Below are 18,832 nucleotides of genomic sequence, written 5' to 3'. Positions count from 1 at the left end.
TTATCGGAGTTTTAGGGTGGCAAGTGTGATAATGGCCAAAAGTATCCCTACAATCCAAAATCGCGTGACGATCTTAGACTCTGGAATTCCCCCCTTTTGGTAATGATGATGTAAAGGGGACATTCGGAAAATCCGCCTACCCTCTCCATATTTCTTCCTGGTATATTTGAAATAACTGACCTGCAAAATCACAGATACATTCTCTATAACAAATATTCCACAAAGCACCGGAATCAATAATTCCTTTCGCAAAGTCAAGCATAATACGGCAATCACTCCTCCCAGCATAAGACTTCCTGTATCGCCCATAAACACCTGAGCAGGGTAGGAATTATACCATAAAAAGCCCACACAAGCCCCCAGGAAGGCTGCACAGAAGATTACCAGTTCCCCAGAGTTAGGGATAAACATGATATTAAGGTATTGGGAGAAAATAGCGTTGCCACTGATATAGGCAAATATGGCAATGGCCAAGCCTATAATGGCCGAGGTCCCTGCCGCCAATCCATCAATACCATCCGTAATATTGGCGCCGTTGGATACTGCGGTGATGATAAATATCACCAGCAGAATATATAAGTACGGAGTGAAGTCTTCCCCTAAGAAGCCTAAGAAATTCTCATAATTCAGCTCATTATTCTTCATGAACGGAATGGTGGTCTTCATATCCTTGACATCCTTGAATGCTGGGGTCTCCACCAAGCCTTCCTCAATGGAAACAGGATTCTGGAATTCTCTTACCACCACATCATCATGAAAGAATAGAGTCGCCCCTACGATGATTCCAATTCCCACCTGACCAATTATCTTAAACTTGCCCGCCAGGCCTTCCTTATTTTTTCTGAATACCTTGATATAATCATCCAAAAAGCCAATGCCGCCAAGCCATACCACTGATACCAGCAGCAGGATGATGTACACATTATAGATATCCGCAAATAATAGGGTAGGGAAAATAATGGCAGCAATCATCATCAGGCCACCCATGGTCGGAGTGCCTTTCTTTTCATTCTGACCTTCCAAGCCTAGGTCACGAACCGTCTCGCCAATCTGCTTCCGCTGAATCCAGTTGATCATGGCTTTCCCAAAGGAAATGGTGATGATCAAGGATACCATCGCTGCCATTCCTGCCCGGAAGGAGATGTACCTGAACACCCCAGCTCCGGGGAAGTCAAATGCGTTGTCGATATAGTCAAAAAGATGGTAAAGCATTACTTTTCAGTATGAATCAATTTCATTAAATCAGTTACAATTTTAAGGTCATCAAATGGGAATTTCTCCCCCTTGATTTCCTGGTAATTTTCATGTCCTTTGCCGGCAATAAGGATAATATCCCCTTTGTTGGCAGACATGCAGGCCACCTTTATCGCTTCTTTTCTATCGGCGATCGTCATGGTCTTTTTATAGGCAACAGGGTTTACCCCGGCTTCCATTTGCTTTAGTATTTCCAGGGGATCCTCATCCCGTGGATTGTCAGAGGTAAGGATCACCTTATCGCTCATTTCTGCGGCGATCTTCGCCATCAAGGGTCTCTTGGCAGCATCACGATTACCTCCACAGCCCACCACTGTGATCACCTTCTCCACTCCTGTACGCACTCCCTGGATCGTCTTAAGGACATTCTCCAAGGCATCAGGCGTATGCGCGTAATCCACAATGGAGGTGATTTCATTATAAACCACCTGCTCAAATCGCCCCTGGGCTCCTTTGAGGCCAGAAAGCTGCATCAGTACCTCATCCTCATCCTCCTCGAGCAGGCAAGCCGCTCCCAATACTGCCGTGAGATTATAAGCATTGAATTCCCCAATCAAGCGGAACCAAGCCGGACGACCATTGATCTCCAGCTCCAATCCCTGAAGGGTATTGCTAAATACCTTGGCTTTGAAGTCGGTCGGGTATTTTAAGCCATAGGTATGCTTAGAGGCAGAGGTGTTTTGCAGCATCACCATCCCTCGCTTATCATCCGCATTCACCAAGGCAAAAGCCGTGGAAGGCAAGCCGTCAAACAGCTTCTTTTTAGCCTTAATATACTCATCGAAGGTGCCATGATAATCGAGGTGATCATGGCTAATATTGGTAAATACAGCACCGGCCAATACTATGCCTGCCATTCGCTCTTGTACTATTGCATGAGAACTCGCCTCCATGAAGCAATGTGTACAGCCTTGTCTCACCATATCATCCATCAGCTTATTGATAGCTACACTGTCTGGAGTGGTATGGGTGGAAGGGATTACCTCGTCATTTATCTTATTCTCAACCGTGCTCAGCATGCCCGTATCATAGCCCATGGCCATGAAAAGGCGCTGCATCAAGGTGACACAGGTGGTCTTTCCATTGGTGCCCGTGACGGCCACCACTTTTAGTTTCCTGGAAGGATTATCGTAATAGTTCGATGCCATGATCCCCATAGCATTGGCAGCATTGACCACCTCCACATAGGTGATCCCCTCCTGCAGGCTAGCAGGAAGTTTCTCGCATACCACGGCCTTGGCACCATCCGCTATGGCCTGGTCCACGAACTTATGTCCATCCACGCGGGTTCCTGGTACAGCCACGAAGACCACTCCCGGAGATACTTTCCGGCTATCAAAGACAATATCCTTCACCTCCACGTCCATATTACCGGTGGTCGAGGTCAAGGATACTTTGTACAATATGTCTTTTAGTGTCTTCATTAGCTCAATTCAATCATTATTCTGCCTCCTTTAGGAACATTAGTTCCTGCTCTCAAGGATTGGTATTTTACACGTCCCTTACCGGTATAGTTCACCGACAGGCCTTTGTTTTCTAGTATATATAAAGCATCCCTCAAGGTCAGACCCGCTACATCCGGCACCACTGGCGCCTCCACTTTATTGGGCTGCCAAGCGATGGACCGGTTTACCACCGCAGACTTCACCCACTCTTCTTCTCCAGCATAGTGGTTACTAAGCCCAAACTTATTACAGATCATCTGAAGCTCTTCCACATTTCCCGCCTGGATATAAGGGAATACCAAGGTGCCGCTCTTATCTCTCTTCGGCTTGGGCTGAGGGAGAGGTTTGTTCAGGTTCAGATCCTGAGCGTATATCTTATCGGCTATTTCCTTAAATACCGGCGCAGAGACATCGCCTCCATACACATTAAAACCCTTAGGGCTGTCAATCACGATGATCATACTATATTTCGGATTATCCGCAGGGAAGTACCCTGCAAAAGAAGTATAGTATCGCTTGGTGTACCGTCCGTTCACCAGCTTCTGGGCAGTACCCGTCTTTCCTGCTATCTTATAGGCTCCACCACTAATATTCCTGGCGGTCCCCCGCTCCACGACTCCTTGCAGCAGGCCTTGAAGCTTTTCTATCGTATCATCCGAAGCGATGCTCTTTCGGATCACCTCAGTATCGTATTCTTCTTCTTTGCTATTTCCTCGCTGGATGCGCTCCACGATCATCGGCTTCACCATCCTGCCACCATTGGCCACTGCATTATAGAGTGCCAAAGTATGCATAGGGGTCAGCTTCACTTCATAGCCGATAGACATCCATGGCAAGGTGGTTCCATACCAGTTTTTCTTATCAGTGGGGCTTTTGAAATAAGGTACACCTTCACCTTTTAGCTGAAAGCCAAAAGGCTTATCCAGACCCGCCTGCTCTATATAGGCGAGGTACTTAGATGGATCTACTCCGAAGTGCTCATCCACCAATTTAGAAACCCCCACGTTGGAGGATTTCTCGAATACCTCTCGTACTGAGAGCTTGCCATAGCCTCCATATTTGGAGTCTCGCATGGTTTGGTTATAGAACTTATAATTTCCATCTCCGGTGTCCACCGTATCGTTGAGGTTTACTTTTCCCTCCTCCAGTAAGGCCAACATGGACAAAAGCTTAAAGGTGGATCCTGGCTCAGTAAGCCCTTGTTCCCCTATCGCATAATTATAATATTCTCCATAGCCGTAGCCATTATCTTTCTTCTCCAGGTTTGCTATTGCCTTGATATGGCCGGTCTTCACTTCCATCACCACCACGGAGCCATATTCAGCGTCTTTATTGATTAGCTGGCGCAATAATGCCGATTCTGCTACATCCTGAATATTGATATCGATGGTGGTCACAATATCAAAACCATCCTCAGGTCTTATATCTTCCGCATCATGAACGGGCTTCCACGTGCCCCCGGCAATTTTCTGAAATAAGGCCTCGCCATTTTTCCCTTCCAAGTATCCATTGAAGCTATACTCAAGGCCAGCCCCATAGCGATCCTCATTGAGGAAACCCACGGTTCTTCCCGCCAGGTTCTTGAAGGGATTGTATCGTTTCTCTACTTTTTCGAAGATTACTCCGCCGCCCATTCTTCCTTTTCGGAAGATCGGCCACTCGGACATGCGCTGCTTCTCCTGGTATCCGATCTGTCTCCTATTGATCACCAGATAACGCTTTCCTTCGAGACGGGCGTCATTGATCATCCTTCGATAGGCTGTGGAGGATCGGTCCTTATAGAAGGCGGATAGGTTCATGGCTAAGGAATCTATCCCCGCACGGTATTCATCCTCATCCACTATGCCCGGATCCAGCGCCACTCTATAAAAGGGTAAGCTGGTCGCCAGGAGACTTCCATCATCACTGTATATATTTCCACGGGTGGCACTTACCTTTCGGTATTGAAGGTTAATATCCTCCGCTTTTTGGCGCCACTTATCTCCATCCACAAACTGAACATGGGCTATTCTGTACAAAATAGCCCCTGCAAAAAGTACCACTGCCAAAAATGCCAGCCTTACTCTCAGCAATATGGATTTCTTTATATTCATTATTCTTCTACTATCTTATATGGCGGTTCTTCAATTTCATATATCCCTAAGGCCTTTATTTTCTTAGCCACCTCGGACTGCTTACTGCTAAACATATACTCAGCCTCCAAAGTGGTCACATCGGCACGAAGGTCTTCCACTTCCTGCTGCAGCTTCTCTATCTCTCTGATCGTCCCCTCGGCCTTATGGTTACTCCAGATATAGATCAATGCCAATAGCGCCGCATATAGAAAGGGAGGCACCAAGCGCACAGGAATACCATCTCCCAACAACTGACTCATCTTGAGCTTGGAGTCGATGATCGCAAATACATTATTGCGATTTGGCTCTGAGCTCTGTGAGCGATTTTCGTTGGAGGACCTTTTCAGTTTTTTCTTAAAAGTATTCCCTTCCATGCTTATGCCTTTTTAGCTATTCTTAATTTGGCACTCCTGGCTCGGTTATTTATCGCTACTTCCTCGGCACTGGCCTGTATGGCCTTGCGGGACACTGGCTCCAATGGACGAATAAGGTTTCCGTAAAAATCCTTCTCCACCTCGCCTTGAAATTTCCCCTTAGCAATAAAATTCTTCACCAATCTATCTTCTAATGAATGATAACTCATCACCACCAGTCGTCCTTCGGGTTTCAGCATCTCCACAGTCTGCAGCAGCATCTCCTCCAAGGCCTTCATCTCATCATTCACCTCAATACGCAAGGCTTGAAACACCTGTGCGTAATACTTAAATTCTCTCCCTCTCGGGGCTAGTTTTTTTAGCAAGTCCTTAAACTGCTCTGTGCTCTGTATAGGTCTGGCAGCTCTTTCCGCCATCACCGCCTGAGCAAGTGTTTTGGCATTTCTCACCTCGCCATAAATGCCAAAAATCTTATGAAGATCCGTCTCCTCATAAGTATTAAGCACCTTAGCTGCGGTAAGCTCTCCCGTCTGGTTCATCCGCATGTCCAGCCCACCATCAAAGCGAGTGCTGAAGCCACGATTGGGTTCATCTATCTGGTGGGATGAAATCCCAAGATCGGCCAAAATACCATCCACTTGGGAGATACCATACAGCCTCATATATCGCTTCAAGTCTCGGAAGTTTGCCTGTACGAAGGTAAACCGCTCATCCGCAGGAATATTCGCCAGCGCATCCTCATCCTGATCAAAACCGTATAATTGCCCCTCGGGCCCTAGCCTGCTTAGAATCTCTCTGGCATGACCGCCACCACCAAAGGTAAGGTCCACATAAACCCCACCCTTCTGGATAGCAAGTCCATCCATGCACTCCTTTAGCATGACCGGAATATGATATTCTCTCTCGCTCATTTATTTCGAATCTGACAAATATTCTCTCGCTTGGCCAGCAAATTCCTCAGGATCATTGATCAGGAAATCATTGTACCTCGCTGGGTCCCATACCTCCATGGTATTCCCCATGCCTACCACGATCACCTCTCGCTCTATCCCCGCAAAACCCAATAAGGGCTTTGGAATCAAAAATCGGCCTGCAGCATCCAATTCTACCTCAGTATTGCCACGATAAAAGCTGCGCTTAAAATTCCGCTGCTTCGGGTCAAAGTCGTCCAATCCTGATACCTTATTGTCTAATTTCCTATACTCATTATAGGGATATAATACCAAGCACGGATCGAAACCCCGGCGCATAACCAGCTCGCTACCAAAAGATTCCGGCATCGCAGCCTTTAGCTTGGCTGGCAATGTCAGACGGCCTTTGGCGTCTAGCTTGCAATAATATTCGCTGGAGAATTTACCCATATTGGTACTACCGAGTCTTGTTCAAATACAAAAGTAATAAAAGGAATCACACAATCCACCACCTTTCCCCACTTTTTCCCACTTCTTTATAAATGTATCCAAAAGTTAGAATTTTACAAATATTTTCTCTAAAAAATACCATAGCTAACAGCTGATTATCACCCACTTATTAGCAAAAAATACCCCGTTTATCCATTATAAAACCCACCTTAATTTGCCATTAAAAGCGATTTTCTAACAAATGTAAGCCCCTCAAATATTTTTTTATAAAGTTTTCGCCCATTTTGTGGGAGAAAATCCCAATTCTACCCCAAAACCTATTCATTCTATCCCTAATTATGGTAAAATTTAACAAGCAACCGCCCCTTTCCGCCATTTCACAACACTTTCACCAAGCCTTCCACCCATTCACTTCTATATTAATTTGAGCCTTGCAAAGACATGGTTCTGTGAAAACCGCATTCGCTAAAATCTGCGCTGCAAAACCTAGGCGAAACCCGGCACTTCCTCCCTGCCAAACTTGTTGGCTGGAACCAAAGTGGTAGATTTTCCCAAAAATAGAAAAATCAAATTAGTCCTAACTAATCAAAGTGGGTTTCAGGAAGCCTCTACCAGCAGGTCTATAAAGAACAAAAGGACACTGCACGGGATTATGCCTTGCAGGATCGGTGGCTAAGAAGTTCCTTTGATTTACTGATTTTAAATTGTTTCTGAAAATCCTCCTCTTCCACTGGCCTATATACCCAACAGAAATTAAAAACGAATCGAAACAGGGATTTCAGGATAGGTCAGACCCCAGGTCTTTTTTTTGGATAAAAAGATTAATGGCTTCGCCAAAAAGAATCTTATACAGATAAGAAATACAGGCGGGATTCATACCTAATTAAAGGCTCAAAAAATTATTTCTTTCGCTCAATCGTATAGCGAACGAGGTTTTCTAAAGAAACCTTATAATCTGAGTCAGGCTGTGCGGCCAAGATATCAATAGCTTCCTGGAAATATCTGGTCATCACCGTTTGCGCATATTCCAATCCCCCGGATTTCTTCACAAAATCAATTACCTGATTGACAGACTTTTTATTTTCACTTCTATTTCTGATGAGGAAGATGATCTTTTTCTTATCAGCCCAAGAGGCATTATTCAAGGCATAAATAAGTGGCAAGGTCATTTTTTTCTCCTTAATATCTATCCCCACTGGCTTGCCGACTTCTTCTTCCCCATAATCGAACAGATCGTCCTTAATCTGAAAGGCCATACCGACTTTTTCGCCGAAGGTCTTCATCTGCTCCACCGTATCTTCATCGGCCCCGGAGGACACCGCCCCGATCGCGCAACAAGCCGCTATAAGGCTGGCGGTTTTTTGGCGGATAATCGTATAATAGACCTCCTCCGTAATATCAAGATTCCGTGCTTTGGCGATTTGCAGCAGCTCGCCTTCACTCATCTCACGGATGGCTGTAGAGATATATTTCAGCAGCTCAAACTCTCCATGATCCACGCTGATCAGCAATCCTCTGGACAGCAAAAAATCACCTACCAACACAGCAATTTTATTTTTCCATAGGGCATTCACAGAGAAGAAGCCTCTTCTATAATTGGCATCATCCACGACATCATCATGCACCAGAGTGGCCGTATGAAGCAGCTCGATAGTGGCGGCACCTCTATAGGTGGATTCGCTAATCCCTCCAGTCACACCAGCAGTCAAAAACACAAACATGGGCCGCATCTGCTTCCCTTTTCTCTTCACAATATAGTTTGTGATATGATCCAACAGCTTGACATTGCTCTTCATAAAAGAACGAAACTTCTTTTCGAAGTCGGCCATTTCTGTTGCTATGGGTGCTTGTATTTGTTTGAGGTCTGCCTTCATCACTAAATTAGAATTGCAATAATACGATCAAATAAGGCATTGACAAAATAGAGGCATATTTTATTCACCAATGGGCATTAAATCTAAAATGCATAGCCAAAGGATAGCCTTCCCAGTAATTGGCCTTCTGCTTGCTGCGTCTCCCTAGTGCGATAGCTGAATCGGTATTTTATGCCTATTCTTTGTACGGAGTACACAAATTCGGCATAATACTCTTGGCGCAGTGCCACAGGGACCATTAGATTGGGATTATTATAATCACCCTTGCCGGTTCCTTGCAGGGTAGCATTCCAGAACACCCTTTTATATTCCGCTCCCAGCTGCCCATAGATTTCCCTTTTGGTCGAGGACCCGAGTCTATTTCCACTAATCATCCCCTGGCTGCCCGGCAAGTAGCTCCCAAATCGAAGCGCTGGCGAGAGGCTTATACTTCGATCAAAATTGCCTACCGAGGCGCGTGAAAACAGCCAGAAATCGACGCGGCGTCCCTTTACCGCATTCCATCCCGCTTGGACATCCACATTCATCAGGGCACTATTCTCAATTTGATATTGCCAACCTCTAGGCTGAGGAAAGCCAAATAGCTGGTGATACCAAACCTGCAAATCCTCGGCTTTTGAGCCTGGGCCTATTTTGCCAAGTAGCAAGCCTCCCTGCCACCAGCCACGGGCGGAAAGACGCTGGTAGTCAAACTTCCCATACAGCACGCCTGCATAAGGCCGATCATAGGTTTGGATATCGTCTGAGGTATAGCGCTCCGGGGTGAAGATCTGCTGCGCAAGGGTCAGCTTGATGCGATTTTGATCATCCCTGGAATAGGCATAGCCTAAGAAAAGTCCATTGGTATAATACCGGTCAAAGTGCGTAAAAGCCAAGGCATCATTGTCCACCTGAAAGGACAACTGATGATGAGTGACGGTGGTTTTTGTGGATTGCGCCTTCGCTACAGACCCTGCAATCCCTATAAAACAGAATAATAATAAGATTTTTTTGATTTTCTCCAATTCCGATATGCCGATATACCTAATAAAGTGTAAATTATTAAAAAATAATTAATTAGGACTCATACCTATACAATTGTTAGAAAATGACAATCATTGGTGAATTGAAACTAGCGGGTTTTAATGCTTTAATTTTTCACTATCTTTGACAGAACATCAACTGAAATTTCCTTGACTGACGACTATATTAAACATAAATATGCCCCTATCATTCCTGAAAAGGATGAATGGCCCGTAGTAAAACTTGCCAAAAGCCGCAAGAGTTTTGTGCAGAGCGTTGCAGGAATCAGCAAGGACAAAATCATATCAATCACCGGCAATAACCTCGACCTACTTAAGGAGGAACTCGAAACGACCTTATACCGCGAAAAACTCCGCATCAAGCAGAACCCCTGGCTTGTGGATCCCGATGATGAGGAAGAGTTTTGGTCAGAAGTGCGGTCTGCCCTGGTTCAGGGAAGCCCCGACCCCAATAGCACAGAGGAGGAAAAAAAGCAGTTTTATCATCAAATCCTCACCAGCATCACCACTCGGTATGCGGAAGAAATCGCCAGTAACTTCAAACATAGCCATTATAAAGCGACCCGGAAATTGGTCACTTTTGGTTTTAGCAGGTTGCTAAATGCGGCAAGAGTAAAAGGTTTTGGCTCTATTTTCAGCAAGCAATTTACCCTACAGGATAAAATCCAAATCATAGGAGAAACGGATCAATTGAGGCATCTGGCCTCCAAAGGCACCATCGTGATGGTACCGACACACTTCTCCAATCTTGACAGCATCCTAATCGGCTGGACCATCAGCACGCTTGGCATGCCCCCATTTGTCTATGGAGCGGGCTTGAACCTATTTAATATTCAGATATTCGCTTACTTCATGAATGCCCTTGGCGCTTATAAAGTGGATAGAAGAAAGAAAAACCTTCTCTATCTCGAAACGCTAAAAACCTATTCGAGCGAAGCGATCCAATTTGGCTGTCATAGCCTCTTCTTTCCTGGCGGCACACGCTCCAGAAGTGGGAGGATAGAGGATAAGCTAAAGCTGGGGCTGCTCAGCACGGCCGTGGAAGCCCAAAGGGCAAACTATGAAAAAGGAGCCCTTGACATCAGTGGCAAGGTATTTATCGTCCCAGTCACCATTAATTATCATTTCACCCTAGAGGCGCCAAGTCTGATCAGGGAGTACCTTAGCCTTACAGGCCAAGAGCGATACTATAAGGAGTCCGATGAATTTTCCACCTCCTACAAAATCTCTAAATTCCTGGTGAAATTTTTTACCAAAGGATCTGATATCTCCGTGAGTATAGGCTCAGCCATGGATGTACTCGGAAACTATGTCAATATGGACGGGGAATCCCTGGATAAGGATCAGCGGGTCATCGATACCTGCGATTACTTCCTGTCAAATGGAAAGGTAACCGTGGACCCTCAGCGCGAGGAGGTGTACACCCAAAAGCTTGGAGATCGAATAGCGGAGGAATTTCATAAGATCAACCGGATTTTCAGCAGTCATCTGGTCGCTTTCACCGCCTTTGAGATGATTAAGAAACAAAATTCCAAAATGGATTTATTCAACCTTCTCCGTCTTCCGGAAGAGGATCTTCTTCTCAGCTATGATGATTTCAGGTCAGGCTGCCAGCGCGTATTGAATCGCATCATGGAAATCAGAGCCGAGGGCAAGGTGCATGTCGCCCCTCACCTGAAGCAGGGTTTGGATGATATCATCGCTCATGGGCTGGAGAATGTGGGCATGTACCACGCCAAACGCCCTTTGATCAAAACAGAAGACAATAAAATCACGACGCAGGACATGAGCCTGTTATTTTACTATCATAATCGACTAGATGGCTATGAGCTCGAAAAACTCTTCAAATAATACAGATAAACCAGTTGGAGTAATCGGTATCGGGAGTTTCGGTACAGCCATTGCAAATATCCTAGCAGAAAAGAGCACGGTAATCGTCTATGCCCGGAAGCAGGAGATTGTGGATGAAATAAACCTCCAGCACAGCGCTGAGGGACGGGAGCTGCATACCAATATATCTGCCACCACTGATCCCCAGCTGATCTGTGAAACCTGCGAGGTGATGTTTCCTGTAGTTTCCTCCTCTGGATTCAGGGATGTGATGCGGAAATTTGCCCCGTTCTTACACCCTTACCATATTCTGATCCACGGTACTAAGGGGCTGGTGGTGAACCTGCCCAAGGGCAAGACCATTAGTCAGGTCGATAAGATCGCCAGTGATAATATCTGGACCATGAGTGATGTGATCCAAAATGAGACGGTGGTCGTAAGAGTAGGATGCCTAGCTGGTCCAAACCTCGCCAAAGAACTGGCGATGGGCCAGCCAGCTGCCACGGTGGTCGCCAGCCACTTCAATGAGGTCATTCTGGAGGGGCAACGCTTACTTCGCTCAGACCGATTCCAAGTATATGGCAATCAGGATATCCGAGGTGTAGAACTCAGTGGAGTGCTCAAAAATACAATCGCCATTGCCTCCGGCGCCCTGGCGGGCCTTGGACTGGGCGAAAATGCCCGCGGACTACTCATCTCCAGGGGTATGGTGGAGATGATTCATCTCGGCAAAGCCCTTGGAGGCCAGACACAGTCATTCATCGGATTGGCCGGAATCGGTGATCTAGTCGCTACATGTAGCTCCACTTTTTCTAGAAACTATACGGTAGGATATCGCCTGGCCAAAGGTGAAACTCTGGACCAGATCAATGCCAGCATGGAGGAAGTTGCCGAAGGAATCAATACTGTGCGGCTATTGCAAACCTTCCTGCAAGGAAGTGGCATGAGAGCTCCAATTACCGAAAACCTCTATAAGGTGCTTTTTGAGGGCTTTAAAGTCGAAGATGCCCTTCATTTTCTTATGAAATACCCCTTCAATGTAGATATTGACTTCCTATAAATATAGACCAAACTAAACAACCCTTTAACCAAACCATGAGAAATTATTTGACGCTGATGGCGGCCTTAGCACTAGGCCTAGCCTCATGCACCTCCACCAAATCGACGCTGTACTCACCAGAGGCGCAGCCCAATCTTCTTTCGGACCAATTTAGCTTTACCGAGGGCCCGGCAGTGGCACCAAACGGCGATGTTTATTTCACCGACCAACCCAATAATCGCATATACCTCTGGGAAGCCGATACGGATCAGGTAGAAGTGTTTATGGAAAATGCAGGCCGCTCTAATGGGTTGTTTTTTGATGATAATGGAGTGCTTTATGCCTGTGCAGATGAGAAGTTTGAACTTTGGAAAATCAGTGCGGACAAGGAAGTGACCGTTGTCGAAGCGGGTTTTGAAGGGCAGGATTTCAATGGGCCAAATGATCTCTGGATAGACGATAAAGGCGGTATATACTTTACGGACCCTTATTATCAAAGGGATTATTGGACCCGACAGGAAATGGATATGGAGGCTCAGCGGGCATATTATCGCGATCCTCTGGACGGAAAAGTCCGCATAGTGGCGGATCATTACGTCCGTCCAAATGGCATCGTGGGTACCCCTGACGGCAAAACTCTTTATATCACTGATATTGGAGATAAAAAAACCTATAAATACGCCATCCAAAAAAACGGTGACCTGAGCGACCCCGAGCTATTCGTCAGCATGGGTTCCGATGGCATGACTCTGGACGAAAGAGGCAACCTCTACCTTACTGGCAATGGCGTGACGATCTTCAATCCAAAGGGAGAGCAAATTGGCCATATAGCCATTCCTGAGCGCTGGACTGCCAATATCACCTTTGGTGGCAAAGATCGTAAAACCCTCTTTATCACGGCCAGCAAGTCCGTATATACCCTAAAAATGAATGTCGCAGGCGCTAAATAAGAGCTTGCCTGATAAAAATAAGTGGAATAGGTGAAGAAGCGATTTCTCTAGAGATCTGCATTTTTCACCTATTTTTTTTCGATTTCCTTTAACCCAGAAATATACCAGTGAAATAGAAAAGCTTCCTTTCTAGTTGCCAAGCATTAATTTTTCGCTTTGCCCAGCAAGCTCAACTTCGGCCCCTCGGAACGCCGATACCAAAATATAGAAGGTGGAATGAAATTCTCCCTGGATTCGAAAATCTTAGGTCGGAAGAAACCTGCTTTTGCGATAGCAAAATAAGAGGAGGAAAATCAACGTAGGAATCCAGATATCAGATTATTACTGGCTGCAGAAGCCCTGCAAGATCTGGTTTGAGGTGGGATTAAAGGCATTATTTTCGGTAAGGACATTTACTGTCGTGCTTTGCAATACCGACTGTAGAGCGCAGAAGTCGCTGAGTTGGACATTACCGGAGAAGCTTAGATTTCCTTCCACTTCTTTGATGCTCTGCAAGCCATCCAAATCTGCAAGGCTTGCGTTTTTGAACACGTAAAGCATATCCCCCAGTTGCTCCATAGCCTGCAATCCTTGCATGGTCTGCAATTTGGCATTGAGGGAGATGAAAAACATCCCCTGTACAGACTTCAGATTGTCCAGTCCTTGGAAGCTTTCCAAAGCTCTGTTCCTATAGATAAAAAACTGGCCACCCACAGACTCTAAGCCTGATAAGCCCGAAAGGTCTTTGATGTTTTCGGTATTCTGGATGATAAAATCCCCGGAGACAAATCGGATATTCTTCAATGGAGAAAGGTCAACAATATCCCCCGTCACTCCTTCAATGGACAAATCGCCATTGATCCCCACATAGGTATCTTTAAAATCATCAATAGCCGCCTGGGAACTAAGAAATAAGTCGCCATCCCAAACCGTTGGCTGAGGGAAGTTCTCTGTTAAATCCCGATAACTACAAGAAATTACAGTGGTAAAAAAAACCAGAAAAAGAAGAGGTCTCATGAAGGGCTTGTATTCCAAGTTTAAATTTAGGTGAAAATAAAGCAAATTAACATAGAATACAATACAGCCCTCCTCATGCCGCTATATAATGCATCTAAGCACTTTTATTTGTATATAAACAGCATATTTAAAAGTATTTAATTAATCGCTAATTTTATCAAAACAGTCCTCTCAAAGGACTAAAACAGGATCCACATTGGCACTAATTCAAGCCTCAAACAGACTGGTGATATTTACTTCTCATAGAAAACTCCAGGTTAGCTTGGCACTAGCAAATGAAAAAAACCTCACTTTGAGACATGACTGTCGGACCTTATCCCATTAGAAATCAAGGAAATAATAGCTAAAGACTATTACTTTTTCAAACCATTAGGAGAGGTTTATCTTCCTTGACCTGAGCTTTTGGCAGTAATAATTAAGGGGAGAGGCGATTTAAAATTAATCCCCACAAAAAAGGCGGTGATTCCATATTGGAACCACCGCCTTAAATTTGGGCAATTCTTTAAATTATTTATCCGATAAAGGGATCCATTTGGGGGATAAATCCGGATTTTCCATGGCAGAGTCCAAAGGAAATATCGGGCGATTCAGTCGCTTATAGCCCAACCTCATTAGATCCTGATCCACGCCACCTTTGGTAAGCGCCAACAGCCAGTCGGCCCTCATATCATACAGCTCAGGCACCAAATAGCCTATCTTCACGATGACAATATCTGTTTTGCGAGGATTGAGGCCAAGCTGAGTAAAGTCTTTTTCATAATGATAAGGCTTACGTCTATCGGTAACAATCACATCCACACTACCTGTACGGATGACCACCTCGGTTCTGGCGTCACGATCGCCTTCTCTGATGGCCATGACTTTTCCTTCCAGGGTGATTGGACCTTCAAAACGGCTATCGACCATTGCTCCCACTGGAGCTTTGACGATGGCTCCTTCACCAGCAGCGAGAGCCGCTTTGATCATCTCGGGGCCAGGAATAGAGGCATAGATTACCGACGGACCAGACTCCGACTGAAATTCCTTACGGTCTAAAATTCTTTTGAGCGACCAAGTGACATCCCCAGCACCGCCCGCGGTAGGATTATCTCCGGAGTCGCTAATCATAAAGGGCACCTTATCACTCGTGATAGCCGCATCCAATGCCTCCTCAAGAGTGGAAGTGGGGGCCACAAATTCAAATTCCTTACGAACATCCCAGAAGCTATTGGCAAGCTTTTCGGCACCTTCCTGAACCTTTTCCTTATCATCTCCGGTGACCATAACCACCCCGTGATTTCGCGGTTCATCGGCCCATGGATAGCCCATCCAGATCGCAGCATCCACGACCCCTTCCTGATCTGCCACCTTAGGAACCTGAGCATAGAGGCTTTTGCCAGGCTCTATTCTCGTACTCGTCTTTTCTCCGGGCAATAATATTGGCACCGCCACATAAGCCTTATAAGCCGGCCTACCCTTTCCACTCTCCAGTCGATCCAACAGATTATCCATGGCTCTTTTTTTGGACTCTAGAGCATCCTCATGAGGGGCCATTCTATAGCATGTGATCATATCCGACTGGGTGGCCAAGCGATCAGACACATTGCCATGAAGGTCCATAGAGGTAGAAATAAGGGGTTCCTGCCCGATCACCTCTCTGATCCGAACGATCATATCTCCTTCGGGGTCATCCAGGCCCTGCACACTCATGGCACCATGAATATCAAAAAACAAACCGTCATAAGGCTTATTGGCTTCCAGCATCTCCAAGGTCTCCTTCATCAGTTTCTCATAAGCCTCTCGACTCACAATGCCCCCCGGTATGGACTTCCCTGTCAAGGTAGGCAGCCAAACTGCCCGCATGCGATTTACCGCTCCCTCCTCCATAAACGGGTAATTGGTAAATACCTCCTCTCCTCTTTTCGCACGGAAGGCCTCTTCCTCCGATACCGCTGGCGAAAAAGTGCTCGACTCAATAGCTAATCCGGCTATCGCTATGCGGGGTAATTCCCCTCGCCCGGCTTTGTCCTCACTGCAGCTGGCCATCAGGCCAAGTACCACAAGTGAAAAACTTAGAAATGTAAGGGTGATCTTGTTATTCATATAGAAAGTTTTTATTTATCTACCCTAAATTAATAAAATTTTTATCAGATGATTCACCATTCATCCAAAAATTACACGTACTAAATGCTTTTAGCCATACACAGCTAACCTGAGAGCATTAGGCTTCGAGCTTTTTTAAGCGCTGCAAAAGCGGAGGATGGGAAAATTTAATAAATACCTGTAGAGGATGTGGGTTTATTTGACTTAAGGTTTTTACCGAAAGGGTCTTTAGGGCGGCGGCAAGAGGAGGTCCTGAATAGGTGCTTTTGGCAAACGCATCCGCCTCAAACTCATTCTTCCTGCTCAGCATATTCATGCCTATCCCCATAATGCTGGAAATAGGGCTAAACAAAATAAAATAACCTAGTAGATTCAAATGAATCGCTTGCCTTGCCCCTCCCAGAGCCATACTGATTTGCTCAGAATTTACCACGATGGACATTGCATATAATATAATCCCCACCTGCAGCACGGAGAGCAGCATGGACTGAAGGATATGTTTTTTCTTAAAATGCCCCACCTCATGAACGAGGACCGCCACTAATTCTTCCACCGTATGCTGCTCAATCAGGGTATCATAAAGCACCACTTTCTTTTGTTTGCCAAATCCGGAAAAGAAGGCATTAGCTTTGGTGGAGCGCGTACTCCCATCGATGACATATACATTGGTCAGAGGAAAGTCCACCTGATCGGCGTAGTGCATAATGGCTGACTTCAGCTCTCCTTCCTCCAGAGGAGAAAGTTTATTGAATAAAGGCAATATCAATGAAGTATAAAACCTATTGATCACGACCATAAAGACAGCAGCCACCAGCCAGAAATAAAGCCAAAACCCTGAGCCCAAAGTTGCGATCAGCCAAATCAAAAGTGTCAACAATCCCCCTCCAACGACCAGGGCAAGAGCATAACCTTTTATCTTGTCCAGGAAGAAGGTCCTGGGGCTGGTTTTGTTAAACCCATAATCCTCCTCAATACGGAAGGTATGGTAATAGTCAAAAGGAAGGGACAAAAGATCTGAAGCAATGAATAGTATACCAAAGAATAAGAGTGACTGTATGAGCGGCTTATCAGTAATACCGGAGATATAGGTATCCAGCTCACCGAAAGCACCCAAAATCAATAGTACCAGCATGAGGGCCAGCGACAGACTTTCAGAAAACATTCCAAAGCGGAAATTCACTTTTTGGTAGGATTTAGCTTCCAGCAATTTCGCCTGATCTAAATAGCCCTTGAGATTATCGGGAACAGGAGGTACAGGCTGTCTCACATTCAGCCAGCTGCTGAATTTATCAAAAAAGAAACCAGCCAGAACCAGGCCGATCAGGATAATCTTTATGTTTTCCGCATTCATCATCCCGCAAAACTATTAAAATTTCGGACAGGGCAAGAGGGTATCTCTTAATCTTGGCGCACCGGGGTTTCTATTGGGAAGGGTAAAAGAAATGCTCACTTCATGGGCTCCGCCAGACTGGATTCCCAGCTGTGACATGGTATAGTCGAAGCTATAGCCGACATCCATACCGGAGGGAAGACTGAGGCCAATCAGCATCACTATGGCATCCCGGTTGGTTTCACTATTCAGCGGTTTATAGGGAAGGCCTCGGTACCACAGTCCGAGCACCAGAGGCTCAGCGTAGAGGTAAGCGCCGAGATCCAGCTGCTCAAAGACCCCTTGTTTTTTATAATTCACCGTGGGTACAAAGTACCGCTGCTTATATCTATGTGTAAAATCCCGCTTCATGGCTCCATGCCCAAGACCTATTCTATACCCTGCATGGAAGGAATACTTGCGAGGAAGGGGACTTAGCCCATCGAGGAAGGACTGGTTGGGCTGATTGATATGGTGTACAGAACCGCCTATCCACAGCTTATCGGTGAATATCAATCCACCGACCGAAAGGGAAAGCATATTAATAGGTTCTCCTAGGCCTGTCAGATCGGTATTTCCTGGAAATAGAGGTCCGAAGGGGTTACTTGGATCTATTTGATTCGCAAAGATCAAATTATCATAATAGCCAACATCACGGCGGATATAGCTGGCCTGAAAGCCTGGCCGGAAGTAAAGGCCTTCTGACACCCGAAGTTCGTAGGAATAGATGCCTGAAATAGTGATGGAATGCAGATCAGCAGCACCTTGGACATCATTTAGTATCATCAGGCCGAGGCCACTGTTATATTTTTCCAAATAGGTATCCGCATATGCCGAAAAAGTATTATACTGTGCATCCAGGCCGGGCCATTGACTGCGATAATTTGCACCTATACGCGTCTGTAATTCAGACCCAGCAAAGGCCGGATTTAGGTACAAAGGCGCAGCATAGTATTGGCTGAACTGAGGGTCCTGGCCAAAACTACGAGTAGTAGAGCAAGTTAATGCGATCAAGCAAAAAACTAAGTATATATAAGACCTAAACAAATATTTGTTCGTTTATTTGAGTAAAGTTAAGCTGTTTAACGACAAGCCAGTATCAGGTGTTTTATGGCAGCACAT

The 18,832-nt window shown here is 45.6% G+C and carries 15 protein-coding genes; 3 read left to right on the top strand and 12 right to left on the bottom strand.

Annotation, left to right across the window (positions count from 1 at the left end):
* From mraY to B050_RS0119055, 8 genes are all read right to left on the bottom strand, one after another.
* The gene (gene mraY / locus B050_RS0119095) at positions 1-1,212 is read right to left on the bottom strand and encodes a phospho-N-acetylmuramoyl-pentapeptide-transferase (protein ID WP_018475569.1); all 1,212 of its coding nucleotides are present in this window, start codon (positions 1,210-1,212) and stop codon (positions 1-3) included.
* Positions 1,212-2,678, bottom strand: a complete 1,467-nt coding sequence (locus B050_RS0119090; protein WP_018475568.1) for a UDP-N-acetylmuramoyl-L-alanyl-D-glutamate--2,6-diaminopimelate ligase — start codon at positions 2,676-2,678, stop codon at positions 1,212-1,214. The genes mraY and B050_RS0119090 overlap by 1 nt, the downstream gene beginning before the upstream one ends.
* Positions 2,678-4,792, bottom strand: coding sequence for a penicillin-binding protein (locus B050_RS0119085; RefSeq protein WP_018475567.1), 2,115 nt, complete (start codon positions 4,790-4,792; stop codon positions 2,678-2,680). The genes B050_RS0119090 and B050_RS0119085 overlap by 1 nt, the downstream gene beginning before the upstream one ends.
* Entirely contained in the window at positions 4,792-5,187 is a 396-nt protein-coding gene (locus B050_RS0119080; protein WP_018475566.1) for an FtsL-like putative cell division protein, read from the bottom strand. Before B050_RS0119080 ends, B050_RS0119085 begins: the two co-directional genes overlap by 1 nt.
* A 2-nt stretch (positions 5,188-5,189) precedes the next feature.
* Positions 5,190-6,098, bottom strand: a complete 909-nt coding sequence (gene rsmH / locus B050_RS0119075) for a 16S rRNA (cytosine(1402)-N(4))-methyltransferase RsmH (RefSeq protein ID WP_018475565.1) — start codon at positions 6,096-6,098, stop codon at positions 5,190-5,192.
* The gene (mraZ, locus tag B050_RS0119070; RefSeq protein WP_018475564.1) at positions 6,099-6,548 is read right to left on the bottom strand and encodes a division/cell wall cluster transcriptional repressor MraZ; all 450 of its coding nucleotides are present in this window, start codon (positions 6,546-6,548) and stop codon (positions 6,099-6,101) included. It lies immediately after the preceding gene.
* 899 nt (positions 6,549-7,447) lie between these two features.
* A complete protein-coding gene (locus B050_RS0119060) occupies positions 7,448-8,422 on the bottom strand; it encodes a polyprenyl synthetase family protein (protein ID WP_018475562.1) in 975 nt (324 codons plus the stop codon).
* 83 nt (positions 8,423-8,505) lie between these two features.
* A complete protein-coding gene (locus tag B050_RS0119055; RefSeq protein ID WP_018475561.1) occupies positions 8,506-9,426 on the bottom strand; it encodes a lipid A deacylase LpxR family protein in 921 nt (306 codons plus the stop codon).
* Between the two features lie 168 nt (positions 9,427-9,594).
* On the opposite strand from B050_RS0119055, the gene B050_RS0119050 reads away from it, so the two are divergent.
* The 3 genes from B050_RS0119050 to B050_RS0119040 are packed head-to-tail and all read left to right on the top strand — an operon-like array spanning position 9,595 to position 13,263.
* The gene (locus tag B050_RS0119050; protein ID WP_018475560.1) at positions 9,595-11,295 is read left to right on the top strand and encodes a 1-acyl-sn-glycerol-3-phosphate acyltransferase; all 1,701 of its coding nucleotides are present in this window, start codon (positions 9,595-9,597) and stop codon (positions 11,293-11,295) included.
* A complete protein-coding gene (locus tag B050_RS0119045) occupies positions 11,270-12,334 on the top strand; it encodes an NAD(P)H-dependent glycerol-3-phosphate dehydrogenase (protein WP_018475559.1) in 1,065 nt (354 codons plus the stop codon). Before B050_RS0119050 ends, B050_RS0119045 begins: the two co-directional genes overlap by 26 nt.
* Positions 12,335-12,369: 35 nt before the next feature.
* Positions 12,370-13,263 (top strand): SMP-30/gluconolactonase/LRE family protein, encoded by an 894-nt coding sequence (locus tag B050_RS0119040; protein WP_018475558.1) that lies wholly within the window; start codon positions 12,370-12,372, stop codon positions 13,261-13,263.
* A gap of 321 nt (positions 13,264-13,584) precedes the next feature.
* Here B050_RS0119040 and B050_RS0119035 read toward each other — a convergent pair whose 3' ends face one another.
* The 4 genes from B050_RS0119035 to B050_RS0119020 form a co-directional block, all read right to left on the bottom strand.
* On the bottom strand, positions 13,585-14,259 hold the full coding sequence (locus B050_RS0119035; RefSeq protein ID WP_026236025.1) for a receptor L domain-containing protein: 675 nt from the start codon (positions 14,257-14,259) through the stop codon (positions 13,585-13,587).
* Positions 14,260-14,766: 507 nt separating this feature from the next.
* Positions 14,767-16,341: a M81 family metallopeptidase gene (locus tag B050_RS0119030; RefSeq protein WP_018475556.1), complete on the bottom strand. Its 1,575-nt coding sequence runs from the start codon at positions 16,339-16,341 to the stop codon at positions 14,767-14,769.
* Positions 16,342-16,459: 118 nt separating this feature from the next.
* Positions 16,460-17,692 carry a M48 family metallopeptidase gene (locus B050_RS0119025; protein WP_026236024.1) on the bottom strand — a complete coding sequence of 411 codons (1,233 nt, stop codon included), beginning with the start codon at positions 17,690-17,692 and terminating at the stop codon, positions 16,460-16,462.
* 15 nt (positions 17,693-17,707) lie between these two features.
* Positions 17,708-18,757: a PorP/SprF family type IX secretion system membrane protein gene (locus tag B050_RS0119020; RefSeq protein WP_026236023.1), complete on the bottom strand. Its 1,050-nt coding sequence runs from the start codon at positions 18,755-18,757 to the stop codon at positions 17,708-17,710.
* Between the last annotated feature and the right edge of the window lie 75 nt (positions 18,758-18,832).

This window comes from Echinicola pacifica DSM 19836 (assembly GCF_000373245.1).
GTDB classification, from domain to species: domain Bacteria; phylum Bacteroidota; class Bacteroidia; order Cytophagales; family Cyclobacteriaceae; genus Echinicola; species Echinicola pacifica.
Note: the sequence above shows the minus strand (reverse complement) of the source record. Positions and strands in the feature narration are given on the sequence as shown.

Coding starts and splice junctions, on each gene's coding strand:
- B050_RS0119060 (WP_018475562.1), bottom strand. CDS start 8,422: ATGAAGGCAGACCTCAAACAAATACAAGCACCCATAGCAACAGAAATG.
- mraZ (WP_018475564.1), bottom strand. CDS start 6,548: ATGGGTAAATTCTCCAGCGAATATTATTGCAAGCTAGACGCCAAAGGC.
- B050_RS0119040 (WP_018475558.1), top strand. CDS start 12,370: ATGAGAAATTATTTGACGCTGATGGCGGCCTTAGCACTAGGCCTAGCC.
- rsmH (WP_018475565.1), bottom strand. CDS start 6,098: ATGAGCGAGAGAGAATATCATATTCCGGTCATGCTAAAGGAGTGCATG.
- mraY (WP_018475569.1), bottom strand. CDS start 1,212: ATGCTTTACCATCTTTTTGACTATATCGACAACGCATTTGACTTCCCC.
- B050_RS0119025 (WP_026236024.1), bottom strand. CDS start 17,692: ATGAATGCGGAAAACATAAAGATTATCCTGATCGGCCTGGTTCTGGCT.
- B050_RS0119045 (WP_018475559.1), top strand. CDS start 11,270: ATGAGCTCGAAAAACTCTTCAAATAATACAGATAAACCAGTTGGAGTA.
- B050_RS0119080 (WP_018475566.1), bottom strand. CDS start 5,187: ATGGAAGGGAATACTTTTAAGAAAAAACTGAAAAGGTCCTCCAACGAA.
- B050_RS0119085 (WP_018475567.1), bottom strand. CDS start 4,792: ATGAATATAAAGAAATCCATATTGCTGAGAGTAAGGCTGGCATTTTTG.
- B050_RS0119035 (WP_026236025.1), bottom strand. CDS start 14,259: ATGAGACCTCTTCTTTTTCTGGTTTTTTTTACCACTGTAATTTCTTGT.
- B050_RS0119090 (WP_018475568.1), bottom strand. CDS start 2,678: ATGAAGACACTAAAAGACATATTGTACAAAGTATCCTTGACCTCGACC.
- B050_RS0119030 (WP_018475556.1), bottom strand. CDS start 16,341: ATGAATAACAAGATCACCCTTACATTTCTAAGTTTTTCACTTGTGGTA.